The following is a 23,437-nucleotide window of genomic DNA, read 5'->3' on the forward strand; positions in this document are numbered from 1 at the left end:
TCCGATGGTCGATGAGGTGCGGATCCAGGGCCTCGGAGTGATCGACGAGGCCGTGCTCGATCTGTCCCCGGGCTTCAATGTCGTGACCGGCGAGACCGGGGCCGGCAAGACGATGGTGGTCACCAGCCTGGGCCTGCTGTTCGGCGGCCGTGCCGACCCGCAGCGGGTCCGGCCGGGCGCGCCGCGCGCCCACGTGGAGGGCCGGATCGTGGTCGATCCGGGGAGCCGGGTGGTCGAGCGGGTCGAGGAGGCCGGCGGCCTGCTGGACGACGGCGCGCTGATCATCACCCGCTCGGTGTCGGCCGAGGGCCGCTCCCGGGCGTTCCTGGGCGGCCGGTCGGTCCCGGTGAGCCTGCTGATCAACCTGGCCGACGACCTGGTGGCCGTGCACGGGCAGTCAGACCAGCAGCGGCTGTTGCAGGCGACGCGGCAGCGCGGCGCGCTCGACCGCTACGCGGGCGGGGAGCTGACCAAGCCGATGAGCGCCTACACCCGCGCCTACCAGCGGCACCGCCAGGTCGGCGCGCTGCTCGAGGAGCTCACCACCCGGTCGCGCGAACGCGCCCAGGAGGCCGAGCACCTGCGCTTCGGCCTGGAGGAGATCGAGAAGGCCGACCCCAAGCCGGGCGAGGACGCCGCGCTGGCCGCCGAGTCCGAGCGTCTCGGCCACGCGGACGCGCTGCGCGGCGCCGCCGACGCGGCGCACGAGTCGCTGCTCGGCGACCCGGCCGCGGCGTTCGAGGCGGCGAACGTGGTGAGCCTGCTCGGCACGGCCCGCAACGCGCTGGAGGCCGTCCGCGAGCACGACCCCGAGCTGGCCGGCCTCGCCGACCGGCTCGCCGAGGCCGGCTACCTGGTCTCGGACGTCTCGACCGACCTGGCGTCCTACGCCGAGTCGGTCGACGCCGATCCCGCGCTGCTGGCCGCCGCTCAGGAACGCCGCGCCGTGCTGACCTCGCTGACCCGCAAGTACGGCGAGACGCTCGACGAGGTGCTGGAGTGGGCGCGGCGGTCCGCGGCGCGGCTGACCGAGCTGGAGGGCGACGATGGCCGCATCGAGGAGCTGACCGCCGAGCACGCCGAGCTCACCGACCGGCTGGCCGCCGAGGCCGCCGAGCTGACGGCGGTCCGGGGCCGCGCCGCCGAGCGGTTCTCCGCCGCCGTCACCGCCGAGCTGACGGCGCTGGCGATGCCGCACGCGCGGGTCGAGGTCACGGTGACCCAGGCGGGCGGGTACGGCCCGCACGGCGCCGACGAGGTGGAGGTGCGGCTCGCCCCGCACCCCGGCTCACCGCCGCTGGCGCTGCACAAGGGCGCGTCGGGCGGCGAGCTGTCGCGGGTGATGCTGGCGATCGAGGTGGTCTTCGCCGGCGCCGACCCGGTGCCCACGTTCGTGTTCGACGAGGTCGACGCGGGCGTCGGGGGCAAGGCCGCGGTGGAGATCGGGCGGCGGCTGTCCCGGCTGGCCCGCAACGCGCAGGTGATCGTGGTCACCCACCTCCCGCAGGTGGCCGCGTTCGCCGACCAGCACCTGCTGGTGGAGAAGTCCGACGACGGCACCGTCACCAGCAGCGGCGTGACCGCCCTCGACCGGGAGGGCCGGGTGCGGGAGCTGTCCCGGATGCTGGCCGGCATGGAGGACTCCGAGCTCGGCCGGGCGCACGCCGAGGAGCTCCTGGAGCTCGCCGCCGAGGAACGGTGAGGCCGGGGGCGCCGGCGTTCCCGCCGGTGCGCCCCGGCCCGTCCCGGCGCCCCCCGACCGACGGTGGGCCGGCACGACCCGAGCGAAGCGTCCCGATGCGACAGAGAGTGACGCCCCGCCCGCCGCCGTTGCCGGTGTCACCCCTCGCGCTCTGGCAGGATGGCAAGCGATGAACGACCCGTCTCCGATCACCGAACGGCGCGCCCGGCTCGCACAGCGACTGCCGCGGCGCGTGCTCGCGCTGGGCAGGAGCCGTGACGAGGGCCGGCCGGGGGTCAGCGCCACGGTGCGGCTCGACCGCCGCACCAAGGACCTGACCAAGCGGCTCCAGCCCGGCGACGTCGCGGTGATCGACCACGTCGACCTCGACCGGGTCAGCGCCGAGGCGCTGGTGTCCTGCGAGGTGGGCGCGGTGGTCAACGTCGCGCCGAGCATCTCGGGCCGCTATCCGAACCTCGGCCCGCAGATCCTGCTCGACGCCGGCATCCCGCTGGTCGACGACGTCGGCCCGGAGATCTTCGCCAAGCTGGCCGAGGGCGAGCAGGTCCGCGTCGAGGGGCCAGCGGTGCACCGCGGCGAGGACGTGGTGGCCAAGGGCACCGCGCAGACGGCCGAGTCCGTCGAGACCGCGCTGGTCGAGGCCAAGGCGGGGCTGGCGCACCAGCTCGAGGCGTTCGTCGCCAACACGATGGAGTACGTCAAGCGCGAGCGCGACCTGCTCATCGACGGCGTCGGCGTCCCGGACGTGGAGACCAGGATCGACGGCCGGCACGCGCTGATCGTGGTGCGCGGCTACCACTACCGCGAGGACATCGCCACGCTGCGCCCCTACATCCGCGAGTACCGGCCGGTGCTGATCGGGGTGGACGGCGGGGCCGACGCGCTGCTGGAGGCCGGCTACCGCCCCGACATGATCGTGGGCGACATGGACTCGGTCTCCGACGACGCGCTGACCTGCGGGGCCGAGATCGTCGTGCACGCCTACCGGGACGGGCGGGCACCCGGGCTCAAGCGGGTGCACGAGCTCGGCCGGGAGGCGGTGGTGTTCCCCGCCACCGCCACCAGCGAGGACATCGCGATGCTGCTCGCCGACGACAAGGGCGCCACGCTCATCGTCGCGGTCGGCACGCACGCCAACATGGTGGAGTTCCTCGACAAGGGCCGGGCCGGGATGGCCAGCACGTTCCTCACCCGGCTGCGGGTGGGCAGCAAGCTCGTCGACGCCAAGGGGGTGAGCCGGCTCTACCGCAGCCGGATCTCCACCTGGTCGCTGCTGTTCCTGGTCCTCGGCGCGTTCGTCGCCATCACCACCGCCGTGTTCATGTCACCGGCGGGGGACGTCATCCGTCCCCTGCTGGCCGACCGCTGGCACGCCTTCCTCTTCTGGCTGACCGGACTCTTCACGTGATCGATTTCCGATACCACCTCGTCTCCATCGTCGCGATCTTCCTCGCGCTGGCGCTCGGCATCGTGCTGGGGTCCACGACCCTGTCCGGCTCGGTGACCGACACACTGCGCAGGCAGGCGAGCGCGGCGGCCAAGAGTGCCAACGACGCGCGCCAGCAGCAGCGGCAGATGCAGCACCAGATCGACGGCGAGGAGCGGTTCGCCGGGGGGCTCGCCCCGCAGATCGTCGCCGACCGGCTGAAGGGCCAGTCCGTGGTCGTCATCGAGACCCCGGGCGCGAGCAACGACAGCATCGAGCAGGTCAGCGAGCTGGCCAAGAACGCCGGCGCCGCGGTCACCGGCCGCGTCACCGTGCAGAAGAAGTTCCTCGACGACGACCAGGTCGAGAGCGTCGACGAGCTCGCCGCCCGGCTCAAGCCCGAGGACCTGGACCTGCCCGGCACCGCCGGCGCCTACGAGAAGGCGGGCGCGGTGCTCGCGAGCGCCATCGTCACCCGTGACGCCGCCAAGAGCGGACGCGAGGACGCCACCGGCGGCGCCGTCCTGAACGGCTTCAGGCAGGCCGGGTACGTCACCACCAGCGGCAAGCCCGGCCAGCACGCCACGCTCGCGGTGGTGATCGCGCCGTCCGCGCCGTACGGCGAGGGCGGCGAGGTCGACAACAAGGCGCTGATCTCTCTGGCCACCGCCCTGGACGCCGCCGATCGCGGTACCGTCGTCGGTGGCCCGTTCACCGCCGCTCAGGAGGGCGGGCTGATCAAGGCGCTGCGCGACTCCGACGCCGAGAAGTCGGTCTCCACCGGTGACATGGTGGACACCGCCTCGGGCCGGGTGGTGACGATCCTGGCGTTGCAGAACGAGCTGAGCGGCAAGTCCGGGCACTACGGGATCGGCTCGGGCGTCGGCGGTTACCTGCCCTCGCCCGCGCCCACGGCGGGGAAGAACGGATGACCTCGATGAACCGACGCATCGCTTCCGGCTCGGCCAGGGGAGCGCGCCTGCTGGCCGGCACCGCGCTCGGCGCCGTCGCCGCACGAGCGGCCTACACCGCGCTGACGCGGCGTCCGCCCGGGTTCAACGGCCTGGGCGGCGACGAGGCGTGGGGCCGCACCAACCACCGCGGCGAGCCCGTCACGCTGCTGGAGGGGCCCGCGTTCGTCGCGGGCGCCGCGGCGGGCGGGCTGCTGGCCCCCGGCCTCGGCGGCGGCCGGACGCGCGCCGCCGCGCTGCTGGCCGGGGTGGGCTCCGGCGTCCTCGGCGGCTACGACGACCTGGCCGGTTCGGCGTCGTCGCGCGGGTTCAAGGGGCATCTCGGCGCACTGGCCCGCGGCGAGGTCACCAGCGGCGCGGTGAAGATCCTCGGCATCGGCGCGACCGGCCTGGCCGCCGCGGCGGTGGCCGGGTCGCCCGCCCCGACCCGCGCCGGCCGCGGGTTCGACACCCTGGTCAACGGCGCGATCGTGGCCGGCGGCGCCAACCTGATGAACCTGTTCGACCTGCGCCCCGGCCGGGCGATCAAGGTCGGGCTGATCACCGGAGTTCCGCTGGCGCTGGCCGCGCGCGGCCCGGCCGTGGCCGCCGCGCCGCTCGGCGCCGCCGCGGCGCTGCTCCCCGAAGACCTCGCCGAGCGGGCGATGCTCGGCGACACCGGGTCCAACGCGCTCGGCGCGCTGCTCGGCCTGGCCGCCACCCGGTTGGGCCGCGGCCCGCGGCTGGCGGTGCTCGCCGGCCTGGTCGGCCTCAACGCCGCCAGCGAGTTCGTCAGCTTCACCAAGGTGATCGCGCGCACTCCGGCGCTGAACCGGATCGACATGCTGGGCCGCCGCCCGGTCGCCGCCCCGGTCCCGGTCCCGGACGCCTCCGTCGGCGTCCCCTCGGGGGGCGCCGCCTCCGTGCCGCGGCAGCAGGGCGCGGCCGAGAGCAGCGTCGCGAACGACCCCGCGTCCTGAGAGCCCCGCTTCCCGGCCCGGACGGTCCGGTCACCCCGCCGCCCCGTCCGGCAGCCCCGTCCGGGAGCCCCGCGCCTCCGCTTCTGCGACGCACCGACGATCCCGTGAGCCAGATCCTGTGCCCCGACCCCTGTGCCCCGACCCCTGTGCCCCGACCCCTGTGCCCCGACCCCTGTGCCCGACCCCTGTGAGCCGACCACTGTGAGCCGACCACTGTGACACCGAGCCTCCGCCGCCTCACCGGCGGTCTCGCGGGCGCGGCCCTGGTCATCGGGGTCATCACCGTCCTGTCGCGGCTGGCCGGGTTCGGGCGCACCTACGTCTTCTCGCAGACCGTCACCACGTCCTGCCTCAGCCAGGCGTACTTCACCGCCACTCAGTTCCCCAGCATCGTGTACGAGATCGTCGCGGGCGGCGCGCTGGCCAGCATGGTCGTGCCGGTGCTGGCCGGCCCGGCCGAACGCGGCGACCGCGAGCAGGTGCGCCGGATCGCCTCGGCGCTGCTGACCTGGATCGCGCTGCTGATGGTGCCGCTGTCGCTGCTGATCGCGCTGGCGTCCCGGCCGATCATGGAACTGCTGGTCGGCGCGGACCTCAACGGCTGCTCCCGGTCCGACATCGTCACGGTCGGCGGCGACATGCTGGCGGTCATGGCGCCGCAGATGATCATGTACGGGCTGGCCGTCGTCCTGTACGGGCTGCTCCAGTCGCACCGGCGGTTCGTCGCGCCCGCGCTGGCGCCGCTGATGTCCAGCCTGGTGGTGATCGGCGCCTACGTGGTGTTCGCGCCGCTCGGCCGCGGTTTCGAGAACGACCTGGCCGGGCTGCCGCTGGACGCCGAGCTGACGCTGTCGGCCGGCACCGCGCTCGGCGGGGTGGCGATGGCGGCCACCGCCGGGGTCGCGGCGTGGCGGCTGAGGCTCGGGCTGCGGCCCACGCTGCGCTTCCCCGACGGGGTGGCGCGGCACGTGCGGCGGCTCGCGGTCGCCGGCCTCGCCACGGTCGCGGCGCAGCAGCTCTCGGCGCTGCTGGTGGTGCGGCTGAGCTATCAGGGCACGGACGGCGCCCTCGCCAACTACCAGTACGCCTGGGCGATCTACCTGCTGCCGTGGGCGATCCTGGCGGTGCCCATCGCGACCAGCGCGTTCCCCATGCTGTCGGCGCGCACCGGCGCGGCCGACGCGGCGGAGTTCGACCGGATCACCGCTTCGACGACGCGCGCGGTGATCCTGGTGTCGTGCGCGGGCGCCGGCGTGCTGGCGGCGGTCGCCTCGCCGGTCGCGGTGGTGTTCAACCCCGGCAGTGCCGGGCAGCAGGAGGTGCTGGGCCGGGCGGTGCTCGCGTTTGCGCCGGGGCTGCTCGGATACGGCCTGGTGGCGCATCTCGGCCGCGTCCTGTACGCCTGCCACCGTGGCAGGATGGGGGCGCTCGCCGTCGTCGCGGGGTGGCTCGTGGTGATGGGCGCCGACCTGGCGCTGGTGTTCTGGGTCGACCGGAGGTGGGTGGTCGCGGCGCTCGGGTTCGGCAACGCGACCGGCATGACCGTGGCCGGGATCCTGCTGCTGGCGACGCTCGTCCGGGCCAGGGGGCGGGCGGCGGTGCGCGGAGTGCCGCGCGTTCTGGCGGCCGCGCTCGCCGGGGCCGCCGCGGGCGGGGCCGCGGGCCACGCCACCGCGGCGGTGCTCGGGACGGGCGGCCAGGTCCGCACCATGGGCGTCGGCCTGCTCGCCGCGGTGATCGCCGGAGCGGTGTTCCTCACGATCGTGTTCGTGGTCGACGGCCGTGACCTGCGGGCCGTCCTCAGCCGGAAGGTCACGCGAAATGTCTGAACGGGAGATGCCGGAGACCGCCATGGACGGCCTGCGCGTCGCGATAGTGCTCGGCACCAGCGCCGGCGGGGTCGGCCGGCACGTGCGCTCGGTCGCCGCCGGGCTGGCCGGACGGGGCGCGCGGGTGATGGTCTGCGGGCCGGCCGCGACCGAGGAGCTCTTCGGCTTCGCCGCCGCGGGCGCGCGCTTCGCCGAGGTCGACCTCGCCGACCGGCCGCGGCCGGTGCACGACGCCAGGGCGGTCGCGCGGCTCCGCACGCTGCTGCGGGACGCCGACGTCGTCCACGCGCACGGGCTGCGCGCCGGGGCCCTGACGGTCACGGCCTGCGCCCGGCTGGCCCCCGGGCCGCTGCGGTTCTCGCGCGGCGGCCCGCCGATCGTGGTGACGCTGCACAACGCCGTCATCGCCGGGGGGCGCACCGCCGCCGTCTATGGCGCCCTCGAACGCCTCGTCGCGCGCGGCGCGGGCCGGGTCCTCGGCGTCTCGCCCGACCTGGAGGAGCGGATGCGCGAGCTCGGCGCCCGCTCGGTCGGGCGCGCACTGGTCCCGGCGCCCGCGCCGGGCGCGCAGCCGGGCCCGGCGGTCCGCGCCGACCTCCGCGCCGAGCTGGGCGTGGGCGACCGGCCGCTCATCCTCACCGTCGGCCGGCTGGCCGACCAGAAGGGGCTGCCGACGCTGCTGGACGCCGCGAAGACGTGGGGCGGGCGCACCCCGCCGCCGCTCGTCGCGATCGTGGGGGACGGGCCGCTGGAGGGCGAGCTGCGTGCGCGGATCGACGCGGAGGGGCTCCCGGTGCGGCTGCTCGGACGGCGCGCCGACGTCCCCGAGCTGCTCGCCGCCGCCGACATCGCGGTGGTGCCGAGCGTGTGGGAGGGGCAGCCGCTCATCGTCCAGGAGATCCTGCGCGCCGGACGGCCCCTGGTCGCCACCCGTGTGGGCGGGATCCCGCAGCTCGTCGGAACGGGCCGGCCGATTGGTGACGGCGCCGGCGGCGGGACGGGCGACGGCGCGGGCACGGCGGGCAGTGGGGGTGGCGAACCCGGCGCGTCCCTGCTGCACGGACCCGAGAGCGAGGCCGCGCTGCTGGTTCCGCAGGGCGACGCCGGGGCACTGGAGCGGGCGGTGAGCCGCGTCCTGGACGATCCGGCGCTGGCCGTGCGGCTCGGTGCCGCCGCCGCGCAGCGGGCCGCCGCGCTGCCCACCGAGGACGACGCCGTCGAGCAGCTCGCGGGCCTGTACACCGAGCTGCGCAGCGGCGCCTAGCGGGCTTCCGGGCGCGGCGCCCTGGTGCCCGGTTCGTGCGCTGATGCGCAAAGTCGGCGAATCATGGAACGGGTCGCGGCGGTCTCCCGTTTAAGGAGGCAGTGGAGGGGAGTATCCCCGCGCGTTGGTCTCGTCAGCACGGCCGGTCCGCACCGGCCCGGGACCTTCGGCCCGTACCGGTTCCAGGGCGGGAGAGACCTCCGGCGCCCACAACCGTCCGCCGAAGGTTTCACATGCACGTATCACCCCTGGTCTGGGCCCTGACCCTGGCCGGCATCCTCGCCGTCATCGCCGTCGACCTGTTCGTCATCCATCGCGGTGACACCAGAGAGTTCACCGCCCGCCGGGCCGCCTTCTGGACGGTCGTCTACGTCGGCCTCGCCGTGCTGTTCGGCCTCGGCGTGTGGGCCTTCGCCGGCGGGGAGTACGCCGCCCAGTACTTCGGCGGGTTCGTCACCGAGAAGAGCCTCAGCGTCGACAACCTCTTCGTCTTCATGGTGATCCTCACCCGGTTCGCGGTGCCCAAGCACGCGCAGCACACCGTGCTGATGGCCGGGATCGTGATCGCGCTGGTGCTGCGCGGCGCGTTCATCGCGGTCGGCGCGGCGGCCATCGCCAACTTCACCTGGGTGTTCTTCATCTTCGGCGGCTTCCTCATGTGGACCGCCTACGGGCTGGTGCGCGGCGGTGGCGAGTCGGAGGAGGTCAAGGAGAACGTCCTGCTGCGCTGGGCCAGGCGGGTGATCCCGACCAGCGACGAGTACGACGGCGACCGGTTCCTCACCCGCCGCGGCGGACGCCGGGCGGTCACCCCGCTGATGATCGTGATGATCGCGATCGGCTCCACCGACGTGCTGTTCGCGCTGGATTCCATTCCGGCGATCTTCGGTCTGACCACCGAGCCCTACCTGGTGTTCACCGCCAACGCGTTCGCCCTGATGGGGCTGGTGCAGCTGTTCTTCCTGCTGGGCGGGCTGACCGACCGGCTGGTCTACCTGGGGCACGGGCTGGCGTTCATCCTGGGGTTCATCGGGCTGAAGCTGATCTTCCACGCGCTGCACGAGTACGGCGTGGCCTGGGCGCCGGAGGTGCCGATCTGGTTGTCGCTGGCGGTCATCGCGGGCACGCTGGTGGCGACCACGGTCGCGAGCCTGGCCGCGGCGCCGCGGCCGGCGGCGGTCGCCGGAGAGGCCGCGGACGAGGCCGCCGAGGCCGAGCCGGCGGTTCCGGGACCGTCCGCCGAAGGAAAGTGACTAGAGAGTAACGTCACGGCCCCACGAGATCCGAATGCTGTTCTAGAATCTGGATCAACTGCGGGCTGAGAGAAGGTGACGAATGGCCATCGGGCTGACCGAAGAGCATGAGGCACTCGCCGAGTCGGTGCGCGGGTTCGCCGAGCGCAACATTCCGGCGACGGTCGTACGGGCTGCGCTGGAGGCCGGCGAGGAGAGCAGGCCGCCGTTCTGGTCGGCCCTGGCCGAGCAGGGCCTGCTCGGCCTGCATCTGGACGAGGAGCACGGCGGGCAGGGCTACGGCCTGCTGGAGCTGTCGGTCGTGCTGGAGGAGCTGGGCCGCGCCGCAGCCCCCGGCCCGTTCCTGCCGACCGTGCTGGCGAGCGCCGTGGTCGACGCCTCCAGCAACGCCAAGGCGCGCGGTGAGCTGCTGCCCGCGCTCGCCGGCGGCGCCAAGACCGCCGCGGTCGCGCTGGACGGCACCCTGACCGGCCGCCGGGACGGCGGCGCCCTGGTGGTCACGGGCACCGCCGCGACGGTGCTGGGCGCGGGGCTCGCCGACCTCCTCGTGCTCCCGGTCGCGGTCGGGGACGACGAGGAGTGGGTGGCGGTCGACGCCGCCGGGCTGACCGTCACCGCGGTGGAGAGCCTGGACCGGGTCCGCCGGGTCGCCCGGGTCGAGGCCGAGGGGCTCGCGGTGCCCGCCGGCCGGGTGCTGGACGGGCTGACCGGCGACCGGGTCCGCGACCTGGCCGCGGCGCTGTTCGGCGCCGAGGCCGCCGGGCTCGCGGGCTGGCTGGTCACCACGGCGTCGGAGTACGCCAAGGTGCGCGAGCAGTTCGGCCGCCCGATCGGGCAGTTCCAGGGCGTCAAGCACAAGGCCGCCCGGATGCTGATCGTGCTGGAGCAGGCCCGCGCCGCCGCGTGGGACGCCGCCCGCGCGCTGGACGAGGGCGCGGACGAGGCGGGCTTCGCCGCCGCGGTGTCGGCGGTCATCGCCGGTGACGCGGGGGTGCAGGCCGCCCGCGACGCGATCCAGATCCTGGGCGGCATCGGGTTCACCTGGGAGCACGACGCGCACGTCTACCTGCGGCGCGCCCTGACGCTGCGGGCGCTGCTCGGCCCGTCCAAGCGGTGGGCGGCCAAGGTCGCCGGGCTCGCGCTGGACGGCGGGCGCCGTCCGGTCGAGCTGGAGCTGGACGCGGGCGCGCAGCCGCTGCGCGAGCGGATTCGCGCCGAGGTCGCCGAGCTCGCCGCGATCGAGGACAAGAACGCGCTGCACGCCAGGATGGGCGACGAGGGCTGGACCGTCCCGCACTTCCCCCAGCCGTGGGGACGCGGCGCCGGGCCGGTCGAGCAGATCCTCATCCAGCAGGAGCTGCGGGCCGCCAAGGTCAAGGCGCCCAACCTGGTGATCGGCGCCTGGCTGGTGCCGTCGCTGGTGCGCTACGGGTCCGAGGAGCAGAAGGAGCGGTTCCTGCGGCCGACGCTGCGCGGGCAGATGGTGTGGTGCCAGCTGTTCAGCGAGCCGGGCGCGGGCTCCGACCTGGCCTCGCTGTCGATGCGGGCCGAGCGGGTCGAGGGCGGCTGGCGGCTCACCGGCCAGAAGATCTGGACCTCGGTCGCGCAGTTCGCCGAGTGGGGCTTCTGCATCGCGCGCACCGACCCGGACGCGGCCAAGCACGACGGCATCAGCTACTTCCTGGTCGACATGAAGTCCGAGGGCGTGGACGTCCGGCCGCTCAAGGAGCTGACCGGCGAGGCCATCTTCAACGAGGTGTTCCTCGACGAGGTGTTCGTCCCCGACGACTGCGTGGTCGGCGAGGTCGACAAGGGCTGGCAGGTCGCGCGCAACACCCTGTCGAACGAGCGGGTGTCGCTGTCGACCGGCGGCGGCCTCGGGATGGGCGTGCCCGAGCTGCTCGGCTTCTTCGCGGGCCGGGAGCCCGACGCGATCGCCGCGGCCGAGATCGGACGGCTCGTCGCGCAGGGCCAGTCGATCGACCTGCTCGGGCTGCGCACCACGCTCAAGCAGCTCAACGGGGTGGAGCCGGGCGCCGAGGCCAGCGTCCGCAAGCTGCTCGGCGTGCAGTTCAACCAGGACGTCGCCGACTACTGCTGGGCGGCGCAGGGCGCGGCGGCGACCACCGAGGTGCCGATGGCCGAGAGCGGCATCGCGGCGCGGGCCATGCTGTTCAGCCGCGCCATGACGATCTACGGCGGCACCACCGAGGTGCAGCTCAACATCATCGGCGAGCGGCTCCTCGGGCTGCCCCGCGACCCCGAGCCCGGCAAGTGACCGGGCGGTCGTAGGGCACCGCGATGCGACGGTCGCGGTGCCATGGGAGGACCGCCATGGCGCCGCGACCGGGCGGCCCGGAGCCGCGCCCGGTACGCGCGGCCGGTCGCGCGCGGGCGGGGTCAGTTCCGGCGGGGCCGGAAGGTGTAGGTGAGGTTCACCAGCACGATGACCGCGCCGGCGAGGATCAGGCCGGGCAGCCCCGCGTTCACCACCCCGATCGCGCTGAGCGGGATGGCCGCGATCAGCGAGATGAGCGCCATGGCGAGGCTGCCGGTGTCCCGGTCGCCCCGTGCCCGCACGCCGGCCGGTGCGGGCGCCCGCACCGGCTCCGGGCTCCGGGCCGCGAGCGTCTCCTCGATGCGTCCGACGACGGTCTCGATGAACGCTTGGTCGTACTCGGGGCCCAGCTCGCGCCGGGCTGCCATCGCCGCGGTGAGGTCCTCGCGCGGCAGGCGTGGAATCGTCATGGTTCGGTTATAGGCACCGGGCGGCGCCCTGTGCCTCCCCCGGTGGGAGGAACCGGCGGGTACCCCGCAGGTCTGAGTCGGAGCCGGGCGCGTCCCGCCGGTAAACTGCCGTTTCGTTCAAAGATCTCCCGGAGGTCCACGTGAGAGTGCGGCTCCGCCCGTCCCTTCCGGCGGCCGTCGCGGCCGGCACCGTGGTGCTGGTCCTGGCGGGCTGCGGGAGCGGCGGGGAGAAGGACCCCGCGCCGGCCGCGGAGGGCGGTTCGGCGGCGCCCGCCAGGCTCGCCCCGCTGCCGGAGGTGCCGGCCGCGCAGGTCAAGCCGCTCACCGGACGGTGGGTGGGCACCGCCAAGGACCACTTCCAGTTCAAGGCGGACGGGTCCGGGGTGTGGATGAAGGGCGGGCAGACGCTCTGGAGCGGGAAGGCCATCCCCGAGGGGAAGGACAGGTTCCGGTTCTCCTGGGAGGGCGGCGACCCGCAGACCGCGTCCTACTGGGGCGCGACGCTCACCGACCACGGCGCCAAGCTGCTGTTCGCCGGGACCAACCAGCCGTACACCAAGGTCCGGCAGCACACGAAGGGCAAGGGATGACGCTCGACACCGACCCGCTGTTCTCCTCGCCCGCCGAGGCCGGCCGGCGGCTGGCCGGGGTGCGCTACCTCGCCGACGAGTCGATCGCGACGACGGTGTTCCTCGCGCAGGCGCTCGGCAAGCCGCTGCTGGTGGAGGGCCCGGCCGGAGTCGGCAAGACCGAGCTGGCCAAGGCGGTCGCGGCGGCCACGGGCGCCGAGCTGATCCGGTTGCAGTGCTACGAGGGCCTGGACGAGGCCCGCGCGCTGTACGAGTTCAACTACAAGAAGCAGCTCCTGGCCATCCAGGCCGCGCCGGCCGACCGCGCCTGGCAGGAGACCCACGAGGACATCTTCTCCGAGGAGTTCCTCCTGGAGCGCCCGCTGCTGGCCGCCATCCGCCGCGAGGACCCGACGGTGCTGCTCATCGACGAGGCCGACAAGGCCGACGTCGAGGTGGAGGGGATGCTGCTGGAGGTGCTGTCGGACTACCAGGTCACCATCCCCGAGCTCGGCACGGTGGAGGCGGTCCGCCGCCCGTTCGTGCTGATCACCTCCAACGCGGCCCGGGAGCTGTCGGAGGCGCTCAAGCGGCGCTGCCTCTACCTGCACCTCGGCTACCCCGCGCCGGGCCGGGAACGGGACATCGTGCTGGCCCAGGTCCCCGGCATCGAGGCCGAGCTGGCCGAGCAGCTGGTGCGGACGGTCGGCACGCTGCGCGATCTGGAGATCAAGAAGGCGCCGTCGATCGCCGAGACCGTCGACTGGGCCCGCACGCTGCTCGCGCTCGGCCTGGACGAGCTGGACGAGGCCGCCGTCGGGCGCACCCTCGGCGTCGTCCTCAAGCACGTCTCCGACCAGGAGCGGGCCGTCAAGGAACTCGGCCTGAAGGGCTGATCGCGATGGCCTCGCTCGTTGACCGGCACACCGGGTTCGTCGCCGCGCTGCGCGAGGCGGGGCTCCCGGTGTCGGTCGCCGAGGGGCTGGACGCGGTCCGCGCGATGCAGGTGATCGACCTGCTCGACCGGGACGCGCTGCGCGCCGCCTGCGGCGCCACCCTCGTCAAGCGCCCGGCGCACCGCCCGACCTTCGACATGCTCTTCGACCTGTGGTTCCCGCCCGCCGTCGGCGACGGCGTCGGCGCCGGGGACGCGCCCGGCGGGCGGGCCGCCCGCACGCTCGACGCCGACGGGCGGCCCGTCCCGCCGCCGCTCGACCCGCTGGTGCAGGCCCGCCGCCGCGAGCTGGCCGGGCTGCTGCGGTCGGGCGACGACCCCGCGCTGCGGCAGTTCGCCCGCACGGCGGTCGGCGAGTACGGGCGGACGCCGGGCCAGCAGTCGTGGTTCTCCTCCGGGGTGCTGGGCGCGATGTCGCCCGAGACTCTGATGGCCGGGCTGCTCGCCGCGGTCCTGGAGGGGCGGGAGCGCGGCGGTATGGCCGAGCGGGTCGCGCGGCGCACGTTCCGCGACCGCATCTCCCGCTTCGAGGAGCTGGTCGGCGCCGAGGTGCGGCGGCGGATCGCCGAGGACACCGGCGTCGAGCGGACCGCGCGGCTGTCGGTCCGCCCGCCGCTGGAGCGGCTCGACTTCTCCTCGGCCCGCCGCGCCGAGCTCGCCGCGCTGCGGCGCGAGGTGTACCCGCTCGCGCGGCGGCTGGCGACCCGGCTCGCGCAGAGGCAGCGGCTCGGCAGCCGAGGCAGGCTCGACTTCCGCCGGACGGTGCGGGCGTCGCTCGCCAGCGGCGGGGTGCCGCTGACCACCTACCACCGGCCGCGCCGCCCGCATAAGCCCGAGCTGGTCGTCTTGTGCGACGCCAGCGACTCGGTGTCGGCGTTCGCGCACTTCACGCTGCTGCTGACGTTCGCGCTGCGCGAGCAGTTCAGCAAGGTGCGGGCGTTCGCGTTCATCGACGCCACCGACGAGATCACCAAGTTCTTCGCGCCGGGCGTGGACGTCGCCGACGCGATGACGCGGCTGGCGCGCGAGGCCGACCTGGTCTGGATCACCGGCCGCAGCAACTACGGCCACGCCATCAAGGTCTTCCAGGACCGGTACGCCGACGCGATCGGGCCGCGGACCTCGCTGCTGATCCTGGGCGACGCCCGGTCCAACTACGGCGAGCTGTCCCTGCCGATCCTGCGGGACATGGCGGGCCGGGCGCGGCACGCGTACTGGCTCAACCCCGAGCCGCGCGACCGGTGGGACACCGGCGACTCGGCCGCCTCCCGCTACGACGAGATCGTGCCGATGTACGAGTGCCGCAACCTCGCCCAGCTCGCCGCGTTCGTCGAGGAGCTCGCCTAGGACCTGTCGCAAAGTGCCCCGGCCGTCGCGCGAGCGCGTTGCCTGGCCGGTGGGGCGAAGTCGGAGGCGAGCCCCATCGGCCGGATCGCGGAGCGATGTCGCGCTCGCCCGAGCCAGGTCGGCGTTCGAGCCGCCTGGCGAGGACGCCGGACCGGGCTTTGAAACACGGCCGTCAGGCCGGGCGGCGGTCGCGGATGAGCACGGCGAGGGCGGCGCCGAGGAAGGCGACGATCGCGGAGAGCAGCAGCGCGACGTTGGTCCCGTGGGTGAGGGCACGGGCGGTGGACGCCGCACCGGGCCCGCCCCCGGACGAGCCGGTGGCGACGGTACCCACGAGCGCGACGCCGAGGGCGGCGCCGGTGTAGCGCGCGGTGTTGTTGGCGCCCGAGCCCATGCTCCCGCGGTCGGCCGGGACGCTCTCGACGGCCAGCCGGGCGAGCATCGCGTTGGCGAGGCCGCTGCCGACGCCGGCCACCGCCAGTCCGGGGATCAGCCGGGCCCAGTGCGGCCCGGGCGCCAGCCCGAGCATCGCCAGCTCGCCGAGCGCGCCGAGCAGGAGCCCGGCGGCCAGCAAGTGGCCGGCGGCAAGCCGGGCGGGCAGCCGGCGGGCCTGGAGCGCGGTCAGGAACGACAGCCCGGACCAGACGGCCAGCACCAGCGAGGCGGTGAACGGGGTCAGGCCGAGCGCCACGTCCAGGACGGTGGCCAGGTAGCTCATCACGCCGATGACGGCCAGGCCGGTGACCAGCGCCCCGGCGATCGAGAGCAGGAAGGCCGGCCGCCGGAACAGCCCGAGGTCGAGCATCGGCTCGCGGCGCCGCGACTCGATCGCCGCGAACGAGCCGAGGAGGACGGCCGAGGCGGCGAGCAGGCCCAGCACGCCGGGGGAGGTCCAGCCCGTCCGGCCCCAGGTGACGGCCGCGAGCAGCGCCGCGATCCCGAGGCTCATCGTGGCCAGGCCGGGCAGGTCGAGGCCGCGGCGGTGCGCGGCGCGGGACTCGGGCAGCGCCCGCAAGGCCGCCGCGCCGAGCGCGAGCGACGACGCGGCGGCCAGCCAGTACCACAGCCGCCATCCGCCGGCCGCGGTCAGCAGGGACGCCGCGATCGGGCCGAGCGCGATCCCGAGGCCGAGCATCGCGCCCCAGGTCCCGGTGGCGTGCGCGCGCCGCGGCCCCTCGAAGGACGCGCCGATGATGCCGAGGCCGGTGGCGAGCAGCGCGGCGCTCGCCGCGCCCTGCCCGATGCGCCCGGCGATGAAGACCGGCGCGTTGGGCGCCGCGGCGCAGGCGACGCTGGACGCGGCGAGGGCCGCCGCGCCGATGACGAACATCCGCCTGCGGCCGTGGTCGTCGGCGAGGCTGCCGGCGGCGAGCAGCGCCGCGGCCAGGCCGAGGCTGATCGAGCTCATCACCCAGATCCGCGCCGTCGGGCCGGCGTGCAGGCCGGCCGCGGTCTCGGTGAGGGTCGACACCGGCGCGCAGTAGTTCATCAGGGCCAGCAGCGTCGCGGCGCCGGGCACGGCCACGACGGCCGCCGTGCCCGGCACGCGCCGCCCGGCGCGGGGGGTCGCCAGTGCGGTCATCCGGTCTCCAGAGTTCAGTGAACGAACCAAGCCCGCCGACGGTAACACGACGAGGTTCGTTCACTGAACCTCGGGGCGGGTATCGTGACGGTCATGGGACTCGGCAAGGACTACGCGGCGCAGGACTGCTCGCTGGCCCGCGCGCTGGAGGTGGTGGGCGAGCGCTGGACGCTGCTGATCGTCCGGGACGCGTTCTACGGCGTGCGCCGGTTCAGCGACTTCCAGGCCCACCTGGACATCCCGCGGGCGGTGCTCTCGTCCCGCCTCCACGCGCTCACCGAGGCGGGCGTGCTCGACAAGCACGGCCACGAGTACGTCCTCACCTCGATGGGGACCGAACTGTGGCCGGTCGTGCACACGCTCGCCCGCTGGGGCGAGCGGCATCTGGACGGCGGGGCGTGCCGGCTGTTCCTGCACGCCGCGTGCGGCAGCAGGCTCGGCCCGGACGGCACCTGCCCCGAGTGCGACCGGTTCGTCGCGCCCGAGGACGTGGAGATCCACGTCGGTCCGGGCCTCGGCCGACGGCGGGACGCGGTGACCCTGGCGCTCCGGGAGCCGCACCGGATGCTCGAGCCGATCGAGACCTGATGTAGGGAACGTCCGGCAAAAGGGGATAATCTCCACCCTCGTGAAGAGCGAGGAGACGGGACCCGCGGCCGTCCGGCCGAAGCGGCGCCTGCTCGGGCCGCTCTGGCGCCTGATCGACGGCCGTCCCGGTGACACGCGCGCCGCGATCGCCCGCCGCGCCCGCGTCCTGGTCACCCTCGCGACGGGCCTGGCCAACCTCGGCGGCGCCCTGGTGGTCCTGCTGTTCACCGTGGTGATCCCCGACCCGCCCGGCGAGGTCTCCGCACGGCTGCGCGTCTTCAACTACGCCGTCTTCACCGCCTACGTCGTCGCCGCGGTCCCGGTCGGCCTCGTCCTCGGCGAGCGGTTCTTCCGCAGGGTCCGGCGGCTGGCCGAGCGGCACGGCGCCCCCGACCGGCACGAACGGTCGCTGCTGCTGTACGGGCCGCTGCGGATGACCGCCGTGCACCTGACGCTCTGGGGCGTCGGCACCCTCGGCTGGGTCGTGGTCAACGCGCCGTTCTCGCACCTGCTCGCGATCAAGCTCGGGCTGACCAGCCTGCTCGGCGGCCTCACCACCTGCACGGTCGTCTACCTGCTGACCGAACGGCTGCTGCGCCGGGCCGTGACCACCGCGCTGCGCAGCGGGACGCCGCGCCGCTCCGGCCTGCCCGGCGTGGTGGCCCGCTCCGTGCTGGCCTGGGCGCTCGGCACCGCCGTGCCGATCCTCGGGCTGATCGCGCTCGCGACCGGCTCGTTCCTCATCGCCGAGGTCACCCTGCGCGACTTCGCGCTGGCGGTGCTCGCGCTCGGCGGCACCGCCCTCGCCGTCGGCCTCGGCGTCACCTACGGCGCGGCCCGCGCGATCGCCGACCCGGTGGAGTCGGTCCGGCTCGGGCTGGCCCGGGTCGAGCGCGGCGACCTGGAGGCGGAGGTCCCGGTCTACGACGCCAGCGAGGTCGGGCTGCTCCAGGCCGGGTTCAACCACATGGCCTCCGGGCTGCGCGAGCACGCCCGGCTCCAGGACCTGTTCGGCCGGCAGGTCGGCGCGGACGTCGCCCGGGTCGCGCTGGAGCGCGGCACCGGTCTCGGCGGGGAGCTGCGCGAGGTCGCGGTGATCTTCGTGGACATCGCCGGCTCCACCCGGCTGGCCGCCGACCGGCCGCCGGCCGAGGTGGTCCGGCTCCTGAACGACTTCTTCGCGGTGGTGGTCGAGGTGATCGGCGCGCACGGCGGCTGGATCAACAAGTTCGAGGGCGACGCCGCGCTGGCGATCTTCGGGGCGCCGCTGGCGCTGGACGGCGCGGCGGCCCGCTCCCTCGCCGCCGCCCGCGAACTCGCCGTCCGGCTCCGCGCCGACGTCCCGAGTCTGCGGGCGGGGGTCGGGGTGTCGGCGGGGGAGGCGGTCGCCGGGCACATCGGCGCCGAGGAGCGCTTCGAGTACACCGTCATCGGCGACCCGGTCAACGAGGCCGCCCGCCTCACCGACCTGGCCAAGAGCGCCGACGGCGGCGTGCTCGCCTCCGGCTCGGTGGTCGAGGAGGCCGGCGCGGACGAGGCGGCGCGCTGGTGCCTGGGCGAGGAGGTCGTCCTGCGCGGACGCACCCGGGCCACCCGCCTGGCCTCACCGCGTCCCGCCGGCGCCGAGCCGCCGCCCACCGCCTAGGCGGAGGCCAGGGTGGCGCCGCGCAGGGTGGTGTAGAGGTCGGATCCGGCGAAGCCCGGACCGGTCTCCTCACCGATGTAGACATCGGCGTGGTGCTCGCCCCCGTAGCCCGGACGGAACAGGTCGGTGACCGTCCAGCGGGCCTTGCGGAAGGTGTCGCACACCTTCGCCGGGACGGGGCGGCCGTTCCCGTCCCGGCCGCAGCCCGTGATCACGAACCGCCGCCCCCGGGCGAGCACCGACCGGTCGGCCGCCGCCGACCCCCAGGCCCGCAGCGGGGCGGCCCCGGAGTCGCGGGTGGTGTCGTCCAGCCACCAGCCGACGCTGTGCGACCAGTTGAGGTAGCGGCCCGCGTGCGGGCCGCTGGTGATCCGGCCGCTGCCCTCCATCTGGATCACCTTGAGGAAACCGGCGGGGTAGGAGCCCAGCGGCGTGGTGCCGTGGCTGCAATGCAGTTTGGGGCAGCCGCGCACCGCTTTGGCCTTGCCGCGGTGGAAGCTCTGCACGGCGGTGTAGTAGGTGGTGATGCGCCACGCGCCCCGCTTGCCGAGCGGCTCGGCCGCCCGGTCCTGCGGGGAGACCGCGGCGCCGCTCGAGGGCGGTGCCGGCGGCGTGGTCCCTGGGTCCGCAGGCGGCGCGGCCGATCCGCCGGCCATCGGCGGCGGAACGTTCAGCGCCCCCGCCCCCGCCCCCGCCCCCGCCTGGCCGGTGTCGGTGCCGCACGCGGCGGCGAACGGAATCGAGCACAAGGCGAGTACGACGGGCGTCGCGCTGAGCCGCATCACACCTCCCGAGTCGCCGGACATCCGTGGAGGCGCACCGCGGCCCGCCCGCCAGAAGGGGACACTATCCGCACACCGGCCCGCCGTCTCGCGCCGAACCGGAATCTCACCTCCCGGTCGGCACGCCCCGGACGGTCAGCGGCCGTGGCGGTCAGTGGCCGCGGGCGATCCACTCGTCCAGGTGCGGGGCCTCGGCGCCGACGGTGGTGCTCTCGCCGTGACCGGTGCGGACCTCGGTCTCGGCCGGGAGTGTCAGCAGCCGCTCGCGGATCGAGGTGATGATGGTCGGGAAGTCGGAGTAGGACCGCCCCGTGGCGCCCGGCCCGCCGGCGAACAGCGTGTCGCCGGAGAAGACGGTGCCGAGATCGGGCGCGTACAGGCACACCGCGCCGGGGCTGTGGCCCGGGGTGTGCAGGACGCGCAGGCCGATGCCGGCGACCTCGACGACCTGGCCGTCCGACAGTTCGCCGGTGGGGTTCAGGTCGGGGTGCCGCTGCTTCCACAGCATCAGGTCGCCGGGGTGCAGCAGCACGGGCGCGCCGGTGCGGGCCGAGACCGCCGGGGCCGCGTCGACGTGGTCGTCGTGGCCGTGCGTCGACACGATCGCCAGGAGCCGCCGGTTGCCGACCGCCGCGGCGATGGCGTCGGCGTCGTGCGCGGCGTCGATGACGATCGCCTCGTCGTCGTCGCCGACGATCCACACGTTGTTGTCGACCTCCCACGTCCCTCCGTCGAGGGAGAACGTGCCGGAGGTGACCAGGTGGTCGATCCGGGCGGCCATCAGAACACCACGACCGAGCGCAGCACGTCGCCGTGGTGCATCTTCTCGAACGCGGCCTCCACCCCGTCGAGCGCGATCGTCTCGGACACGAACGCGTCGAGGTCGAGCCGGCCCTGGAGGTGGAGGTCGATGAGCATCGGGAAGTCGCGGGACGGCAGGCAGTCGCCGTACCAGGAGGACTTCAGCGACCCGCCGCGGCCGAAGACGTCCAGCAGCGGCAGCTCCAGCGTCATCTCCGGGGTGGGCACGCCCACCAGTACCACCGTCCCGGCGAGGTCGCGGGCGTAGAAGGCCTGCTTGTAGGTCTCGGGGCGCCCGACCGCGTCGATGACGACGTCCGCGCCGAATCCGCCGGTCAGCTCCTGCACGGCCGCCACGACGTCGGCGTCCTTCGCGTGCACGGTGTGCGTGGCGCCGAGGCCGGTGGCGGTGGCGAGCTTGCGCTCGTCCAGGTCGATCGCGATGATCTTCGCGGCGCCGGCCAGCCGGGCGCCGAGCACGGCCGCCGCGCCGACCCCGCCGCAGCCGATGACCGCGACCGAGTCGCCCCGGCCCACTCCGCCGGTGTTGATCGCCGCGCCGAGCCCGGCCATCACGCCGCAGCCGAGCAGCCCCGCGACCTCGGGACGGGCGGCGGCGTCGACCTTGGTGCACTGGCCGGCGGCGACCAGCGTCTTGTCGGCGAACGCGCCGATGCCGAGCGCGGGCGACAGTTCGGTGCCGTCGGCGAGCGTCATCTTCTGGGACGCGTTGTGGGTGTCGAAGCAGTACCACGGCCGTCCCCGCCGGCAGGCCCGGCACTGCCCGCAGACCGCCCGCCAGTTCAGCACGACGAAGTCGCCGGGCTCGACCTCGGTGACGCCGGCGCCGACCGACTCCACCACGCCGGCGGCCTCGTGTCCGAGCAGGAACGGGAAGTCGTCGTTGATGCCGCCCTCGCGGTAGTGCAGGTCGGTGTGGCAGACGCCGCAGGCTTGGATCTGGACGACCGCCTCGCCCGGTCCCGGGTCGGGGACCGTGATCGTCTCGATCCGCACCGGCTCGCCCCTGCCTGGTGCGATCACGCCGCGTACCTGCTGTGCCATGCTGCCGCCTCTCCTGGTCCGAACGCTGCCCCGACCCTATAGACACGTGGCCGATGTCCTGACGGGCGCACCTGCGGGTTCGGCCTGCGCTAGCGTTCCGCGCCGGAGCGCGCCGGCGGGCCGAAGCGGATGTGCTCCAGCCTGTCGGCGGCGTCGCGGTCGAGCACCGTGACGCCGTCGGCCGGGGGGACGGCGCCGGCCTGGGCCTGCCGGATCAGCGGCCTCCAGCGGCGGCAGTGCCGGGCGAAGGTCCGGCCGGTGACGATCCGGCCGCGGGAGAACTGCCCGGCCCGCGCGGTCACCGGGTCGACGTCGATGAGGATCAGGTGCATCTGGCCGCCGCGCCGCCGTGCCAGCCAGGCGAAGCCGCGCAGGATGTGCGGCCAGGTGCCCCGGGTGTGCGCGACGACGTCGTGGCCCGCGTGCACCGCGCGCCCGATGCGCCACACGTGGGTCGCGTGCACCAGTGGGGTGCGGGCGCGCGGCGGGAACGGGGTCAGGACCCGCGCCCACCGGTTCCGCGACTGGCGCGAGTCGATCACCAGCACGCCGCCGGAGACGACCGGGCGGGTCTCGTCGCCGCGCAGCCCGAAGACGCGGTCGAGCAGGGTGCTCTTGCCCGCCCCCGGCAGGCCCGCGACGAGCACCAGCGATCCGGCCGGGTAACGCAGGGCCGTCCCCGGGTCCACCTCGTTGAGTTCGTGGATGTCGGCTCTCCTGGTCTCGGCCCCGAGGTCAGTGGTGGTTGGAGAAACGAACACCCTGTACCGGTGGTTCCGAGGGGCTCACGCTGCGGTGACCGGCGGGAGACCGGAGGGGAGGGACAGAGAGTGTGACCTTTATGTCCTATCCGTCGGACTGAGGGTTGTTTGTTGGTCTTCTCTGTGGGGACCACGGCGGCATGGCACTCATTCTGTGGCTCATCGCCGTGGTCCTCGTGGTTTCCGGTATCTACGTGCTCCTGGCGCGTCGCGACATCCTGTGGGGCGCCGTCCTCATCGTGGTCGGCCTCCTCGTCGGCCCCGGCGGGGTCAGCATCTTCAACTGACCCCGCGTCCCCCGACCCCGGGTACGCGCCCCGTCAAGGCGGCTACCAGCCGCGGGCGCGCCACTCGGGGAGGGAGGGGCGCTCCCGGCCGAGGGTCGAGTCCTTGCCGTGACCGGGGTAGAACCAGGTCGCGTCGGGAAGCCGGTCGAAGACGCGCTCCTCCACATCGCTCAGCAGCTGCTTGAACAGGGTCGGGTCGCCCCAGGTGTTGCCGACCCCGCCCGGGAAGAGGCTGTCGCCGGTGAACAGGTGCGGCCGGTCCGCGAGCTCCCCGCCGGCGTCGTACAGCAGCGCGATCGAGCCGGGCGTGTGCCCGCGCAGGTGGATCACCTCCAGCGTCGCGCGGCCGACCCGCACGGTGCCGCCGTGCTCCACCGGATCGTCGACCGGCTCGGGCAGCGGCTCGGCGTCGAAGGGGTGGGCGGTCACCGGGGCGCCGGTGGCCCGCGCCACCTCGCTCAGCGCCATCCAGTGGTCCTGGTGCCGGTGCGTCGTCACGATCCGGGCGAGCGGCCCGTCACCGATCAGCTCCAGCAGCCGGGGCGCCTCGTTGGCCGCGTCCACGAGCAGCTGCTCCCCGGTGACCGGGCAGCGCAGCACGTAGGCGTTGTTGTCGTAGGGGCCGACCGAGACCTTCGTGATCGTCAGGCCGGGCAGTTCCCGGACGTCGGGCCTGCCTCCGGACTCGACGATTCCCGTGTAGCTCATCCTTCGCCCTCCTCGCGGGCCGTGAACGGCGGATGGTACGGGCCGGCGCGGGGGACCGGCCGTCCCGCCGGGACCATCTTCCACCATGCGCCGCTCCGATACCGCGCGGGCGCGGGTGCGCCGCCGATTGGGTCGCCAGACGCTGCCCAACCGTGCCATTCGGTGCCGGTGTTCGCGACCGATGCCCCAGGATGG

General features: G+C 74.6%; 21 protein-coding genes. 14 read left to right on the plus strand and 7 right to left on the minus strand.

Annotated features, from left to right (window positions below; translation table 11 throughout):
• Positions 1-4 precede the first annotated feature (4 nt).
• From recN to OHA34_RS01075, 8 genes are all read left to right on the plus strand, one after another.
• Positions 5-1,702: a DNA repair protein RecN gene (gene recN, locus OHA34_RS01040; protein ID WP_285943807.1), complete on the plus strand. Its 1,698-nt coding sequence runs from the start codon at positions 5-7 to the stop codon at positions 1,700-1,702.
• Between the two features lie 169 nt (positions 1,703-1,871).
• A complete protein-coding gene (gene steA / locus OHA34_RS01045) occupies positions 1,872-3,110 on the plus strand; it encodes a putative cytokinetic ring protein SteA (protein ID WP_329520408.1) in 1,239 nt (412 codons plus the stop codon).
• A complete protein-coding gene (locus OHA34_RS01050) occupies positions 3,107-4,060 on the plus strand; it encodes a copper transporter (protein WP_329520409.1) in 954 nt (317 codons plus the stop codon). The genes steA and OHA34_RS01050 overlap by 4 nt, the downstream gene beginning before the upstream one ends.
• 5 nt (positions 4,061-4,065) lie before the next feature.
• Positions 4,066-5,058 carry a hypothetical protein gene (locus OHA34_RS01055; RefSeq protein WP_285943804.1) on the plus strand — a complete coding sequence of 331 codons (993 nt, stop codon included), beginning with the start codon at positions 4,066-4,068 and terminating at the stop codon, positions 5,056-5,058.
• Between the two features lie 215 nt (positions 5,059-5,273).
• Complete coding sequence (gene murJ / locus OHA34_RS01060; protein ID WP_285943803.1) at positions 5,274-6,887, plus strand: murein biosynthesis integral membrane protein MurJ; 1,614 nt, start codon at positions 5,274-5,276, stop codon at positions 6,885-6,887.
• Positions 6,880-8,151: a glycosyltransferase family 4 protein gene (locus OHA34_RS01065; protein WP_285943802.1), complete on the plus strand. Its 1,272-nt coding sequence runs from the start codon at positions 6,880-6,882 to the stop codon at positions 8,149-8,151. The genes murJ and OHA34_RS01065 overlap by 8 nt, the downstream gene beginning before the upstream one ends.
• Positions 8,152-8,384: 233 nt before the next feature.
• Positions 8,385-9,404: a TerC family protein gene (locus OHA34_RS01070; RefSeq protein WP_285943801.1), complete on the plus strand. Its 1,020-nt coding sequence runs from the start codon at positions 8,385-8,387 to the stop codon at positions 9,402-9,404.
• Between the two features lie 82 nt (positions 9,405-9,486).
• Entirely contained in the window at positions 9,487-11,682 is a 2,196-nt protein-coding gene (locus tag OHA34_RS01075; protein WP_329520410.1) for an acyl-CoA dehydrogenase, read from the plus strand.
• Positions 11,683-11,804: 122 nt separating this feature from the next.
• Here OHA34_RS01075 and OHA34_RS01080 read toward each other — a convergent pair whose 3' ends face one another.
• On the minus strand, positions 11,805-12,152 hold the full coding sequence (locus OHA34_RS01080) for a hypothetical protein (protein ID WP_285943799.1): 348 nt from the start codon (positions 12,150-12,152) through the stop codon (positions 11,805-11,807).
• A gap of 140 nt (positions 12,153-12,292) precedes the next feature.
• Between OHA34_RS01080 and OHA34_RS01085 the strand changes: the two genes are divergently transcribed.
• The 3 genes from OHA34_RS01085 to OHA34_RS01095 are packed head-to-tail and all read left to right on the plus strand — an operon-like array spanning position 12,293 to position 15,023.
• A complete protein-coding gene (locus tag OHA34_RS01085; protein WP_285943798.1) occupies positions 12,293-12,742 on the plus strand; it encodes a hypothetical protein in 450 nt (149 codons plus the stop codon).
• Positions 12,739-13,617, plus strand: coding sequence for an AAA family ATPase (locus tag OHA34_RS01090; RefSeq protein ID WP_329520411.1), 879 nt, complete (start codon positions 12,739-12,741; stop codon positions 13,615-13,617). The genes OHA34_RS01085 and OHA34_RS01090 overlap by 4 nt, the downstream gene beginning before the upstream one ends.
• A gap of 5 nt (positions 13,618-13,622) precedes the next feature.
• Positions 13,623-15,023, plus strand: coding sequence for a vWA domain-containing protein (locus OHA34_RS01095; RefSeq protein WP_329520412.1), 1,401 nt, complete (start codon positions 13,623-13,625; stop codon positions 15,021-15,023).
• A gap of 172 nt (positions 15,024-15,195) precedes the next feature.
• Here the strand turns inward: OHA34_RS01095 and OHA34_RS01100 are convergent, their stop codons facing one another.
• Complete coding sequence (locus OHA34_RS01100) at positions 15,196-16,605, minus strand: MFS transporter (RefSeq protein ID WP_285943795.1); 1,410 nt, start codon at positions 16,603-16,605, stop codon at positions 15,196-15,198.
• A 93-nt stretch (positions 16,606-16,698) separates the two neighbouring features.
• Here OHA34_RS01100 and OHA34_RS01105 point away from each other — a divergent pair, with 93 nt between their 5' ends.
• Both OHA34_RS01105 and OHA34_RS01110 read left to right on the plus strand, forming a co-directional pair.
• The gene (locus OHA34_RS01105) at positions 16,699-17,193 is read left to right on the plus strand and encodes a winged helix-turn-helix transcriptional regulator (RefSeq protein ID WP_285943794.1); all 495 of its coding nucleotides are present in this window, start codon (positions 16,699-16,701) and stop codon (positions 17,191-17,193) included.
• Between the two features lie 40 nt (positions 17,194-17,233).
• Positions 17,234-18,838 carry an adenylate/guanylate cyclase domain-containing protein gene (locus OHA34_RS01110; protein ID WP_329520413.1) on the plus strand — a complete coding sequence of 535 codons (1,605 nt, stop codon included), beginning with the start codon at positions 17,234-17,236 and terminating at the stop codon, positions 18,836-18,838.
• Here OHA34_RS01110 and OHA34_RS01115 read toward each other — a convergent pair.
• The 4 genes from OHA34_RS01115 to OHA34_RS01130 form a co-directional block, all read right to left on the minus strand.
• Positions 18,835-19,620 (minus strand): hypothetical protein, encoded by a 786-nt coding sequence (locus OHA34_RS01115; protein ID WP_329520414.1) that lies wholly within the window; start codon positions 19,618-19,620, stop codon positions 18,835-18,837. The two genes, OHA34_RS01110 and OHA34_RS01115, sit on opposite strands and share 4 nt — an antisense overlap.
• Before the next feature lie 151 nt (positions 19,621-19,771).
• The gene (locus OHA34_RS01120) at positions 19,772-20,401 is read right to left on the minus strand and encodes an MBL fold metallo-hydrolase (protein WP_432763100.1); all 630 of its coding nucleotides are present in this window, start codon (positions 20,399-20,401) and stop codon (positions 19,772-19,774) included.
• Positions 20,401-21,486: an S-(hydroxymethyl)mycothiol dehydrogenase gene (locus OHA34_RS01125; RefSeq protein ID WP_285943791.1), complete on the minus strand. Its 1,086-nt coding sequence runs from the start codon at positions 21,484-21,486 to the stop codon at positions 20,401-20,403. The genes OHA34_RS01120 and OHA34_RS01125 overlap by 1 nt, the downstream gene beginning before the upstream one ends.
• 89 nt (positions 21,487-21,575) lie before the next feature.
• The gene (locus tag OHA34_RS01130; protein WP_285943790.1) at positions 21,576-22,247 is read right to left on the minus strand and encodes an AAA family ATPase; all 672 of its coding nucleotides are present in this window, start codon (positions 22,245-22,247) and stop codon (positions 21,576-21,578) included.
• Between the two features lie 140 nt (positions 22,248-22,387).
• Here OHA34_RS01130 and OHA34_RS01135 point away from each other — a divergent pair, with 140 nt between their 5' ends.
• Positions 22,388-22,534, plus strand: a complete 147-nt coding sequence (locus tag OHA34_RS01135; RefSeq protein WP_285943789.1) for a GPGG-motif small membrane protein — start codon at positions 22,388-22,390, stop codon at positions 22,532-22,534.
• Positions 22,535-22,576: 42 nt separating this feature from the next.
• Here OHA34_RS01135 and OHA34_RS01140 read toward each other — a convergent pair whose 3' ends face one another.
• On the minus strand, positions 22,577-23,242 hold the full coding sequence (locus OHA34_RS01140; protein WP_285943788.1) for an MBL fold metallo-hydrolase: 666 nt from the start codon (positions 23,240-23,242) through the stop codon (positions 22,577-22,579).
• Between the last annotated feature and the right edge of the window lie 195 nt (positions 23,243-23,437).

The sequence above is a fragment of the Spirillospora sp. NBC_01491 genome (genome assembly GCF_036227065.1).
Classification (GTDB): Bacteria; Actinomycetota; Actinomycetes; order Streptosporangiales; family Streptosporangiaceae; genus Spirillospora; species Spirillospora xylanilytica.

Coding starts and splice junctions, on each gene's coding strand:
- recN (WP_285943807.1), top strand. CDS start 5: ATGGTCGATGAGGTGCGGATCCAGGGCCTCGGAGTGATCGACGAGGCC.
- steA (WP_329520408.1), top strand. CDS start 1,872: ATGAACGACCCGTCTCCGATCACCGAACGGCGCGCCCGGCTCGCACAG.
- OHA34_RS01055 (WP_285943804.1), top strand. CDS start 4,066: ATGAACCGACGCATCGCTTCCGGCTCGGCCAGGGGAGCGCGCCTGCTG.
- OHA34_RS01065 (WP_285943802.1), top strand. CDS start 6,880: ATGTCTGAACGGGAGATGCCGGAGACCGCCATGGACGGCCTGCGCGTC.
- OHA34_RS01070 (WP_285943801.1), top strand. CDS start 8,385: ATGCACGTATCACCCCTGGTCTGGGCCCTGACCCTGGCCGGCATCCTC.
- OHA34_RS01075 (WP_329520410.1), top strand. CDS start 9,487: ATGGCCATCGGGCTGACCGAAGAGCATGAGGCACTCGCCGAGTCGGTG.
- OHA34_RS01080 (WP_285943799.1), bottom strand. CDS start 12,152: ATGACGATTCCACGCCTGCCGCGCGAGGACCTCACCGCGGCGATGGCA.
- OHA34_RS01090 (WP_329520411.1), top strand. CDS start 12,739: ATGACGCTCGACACCGACCCGCTGTTCTCCTCGCCCGCCGAGGCCGGC.
- OHA34_RS01095 (WP_329520412.1), top strand. CDS start 13,623: ATGGCCTCGCTCGTTGACCGGCACACCGGGTTCGTCGCCGCGCTGCGC.
- OHA34_RS01100 (WP_285943795.1), bottom strand. CDS start 16,605: ATGACCGCACTGGCGACCCCCCGCGCCGGGCGGCGCGTGCCGGGCACG.
- OHA34_RS01105 (WP_285943794.1), top strand. CDS start 16,699: ATGGGACTCGGCAAGGACTACGCGGCGCAGGACTGCTCGCTGGCCCGC.
- OHA34_RS01115 (WP_329520414.1), bottom strand. CDS start 19,620: ATGCGGCTCAGCGCGACGCCCGTCGTACTCGCCTTGTGCTCGATTCCG.
- OHA34_RS01120 (WP_432763100.1), bottom strand. CDS start 20,401: ATGGCCGCCCGGATCGACCACCTGGTCACCTCCGGCACGTTCTCCCTC.
- OHA34_RS01125 (WP_285943791.1), bottom strand. CDS start 21,486: ATGGCACAGCAGGTACGCGGCGTGATCGCACCAGGCAGGGGCGAGCCG.
- OHA34_RS01135 (WP_285943789.1), top strand. CDS start 22,388: ATGGCACTCATTCTGTGGCTCATCGCCGTGGTCCTCGTGGTTTCCGGT.
- OHA34_RS01140 (WP_285943788.1), bottom strand. CDS start 23,242: ATGAGCTACACGGGAATCGTCGAGTCCGGAGGCAGGCCCGACGTCCGG.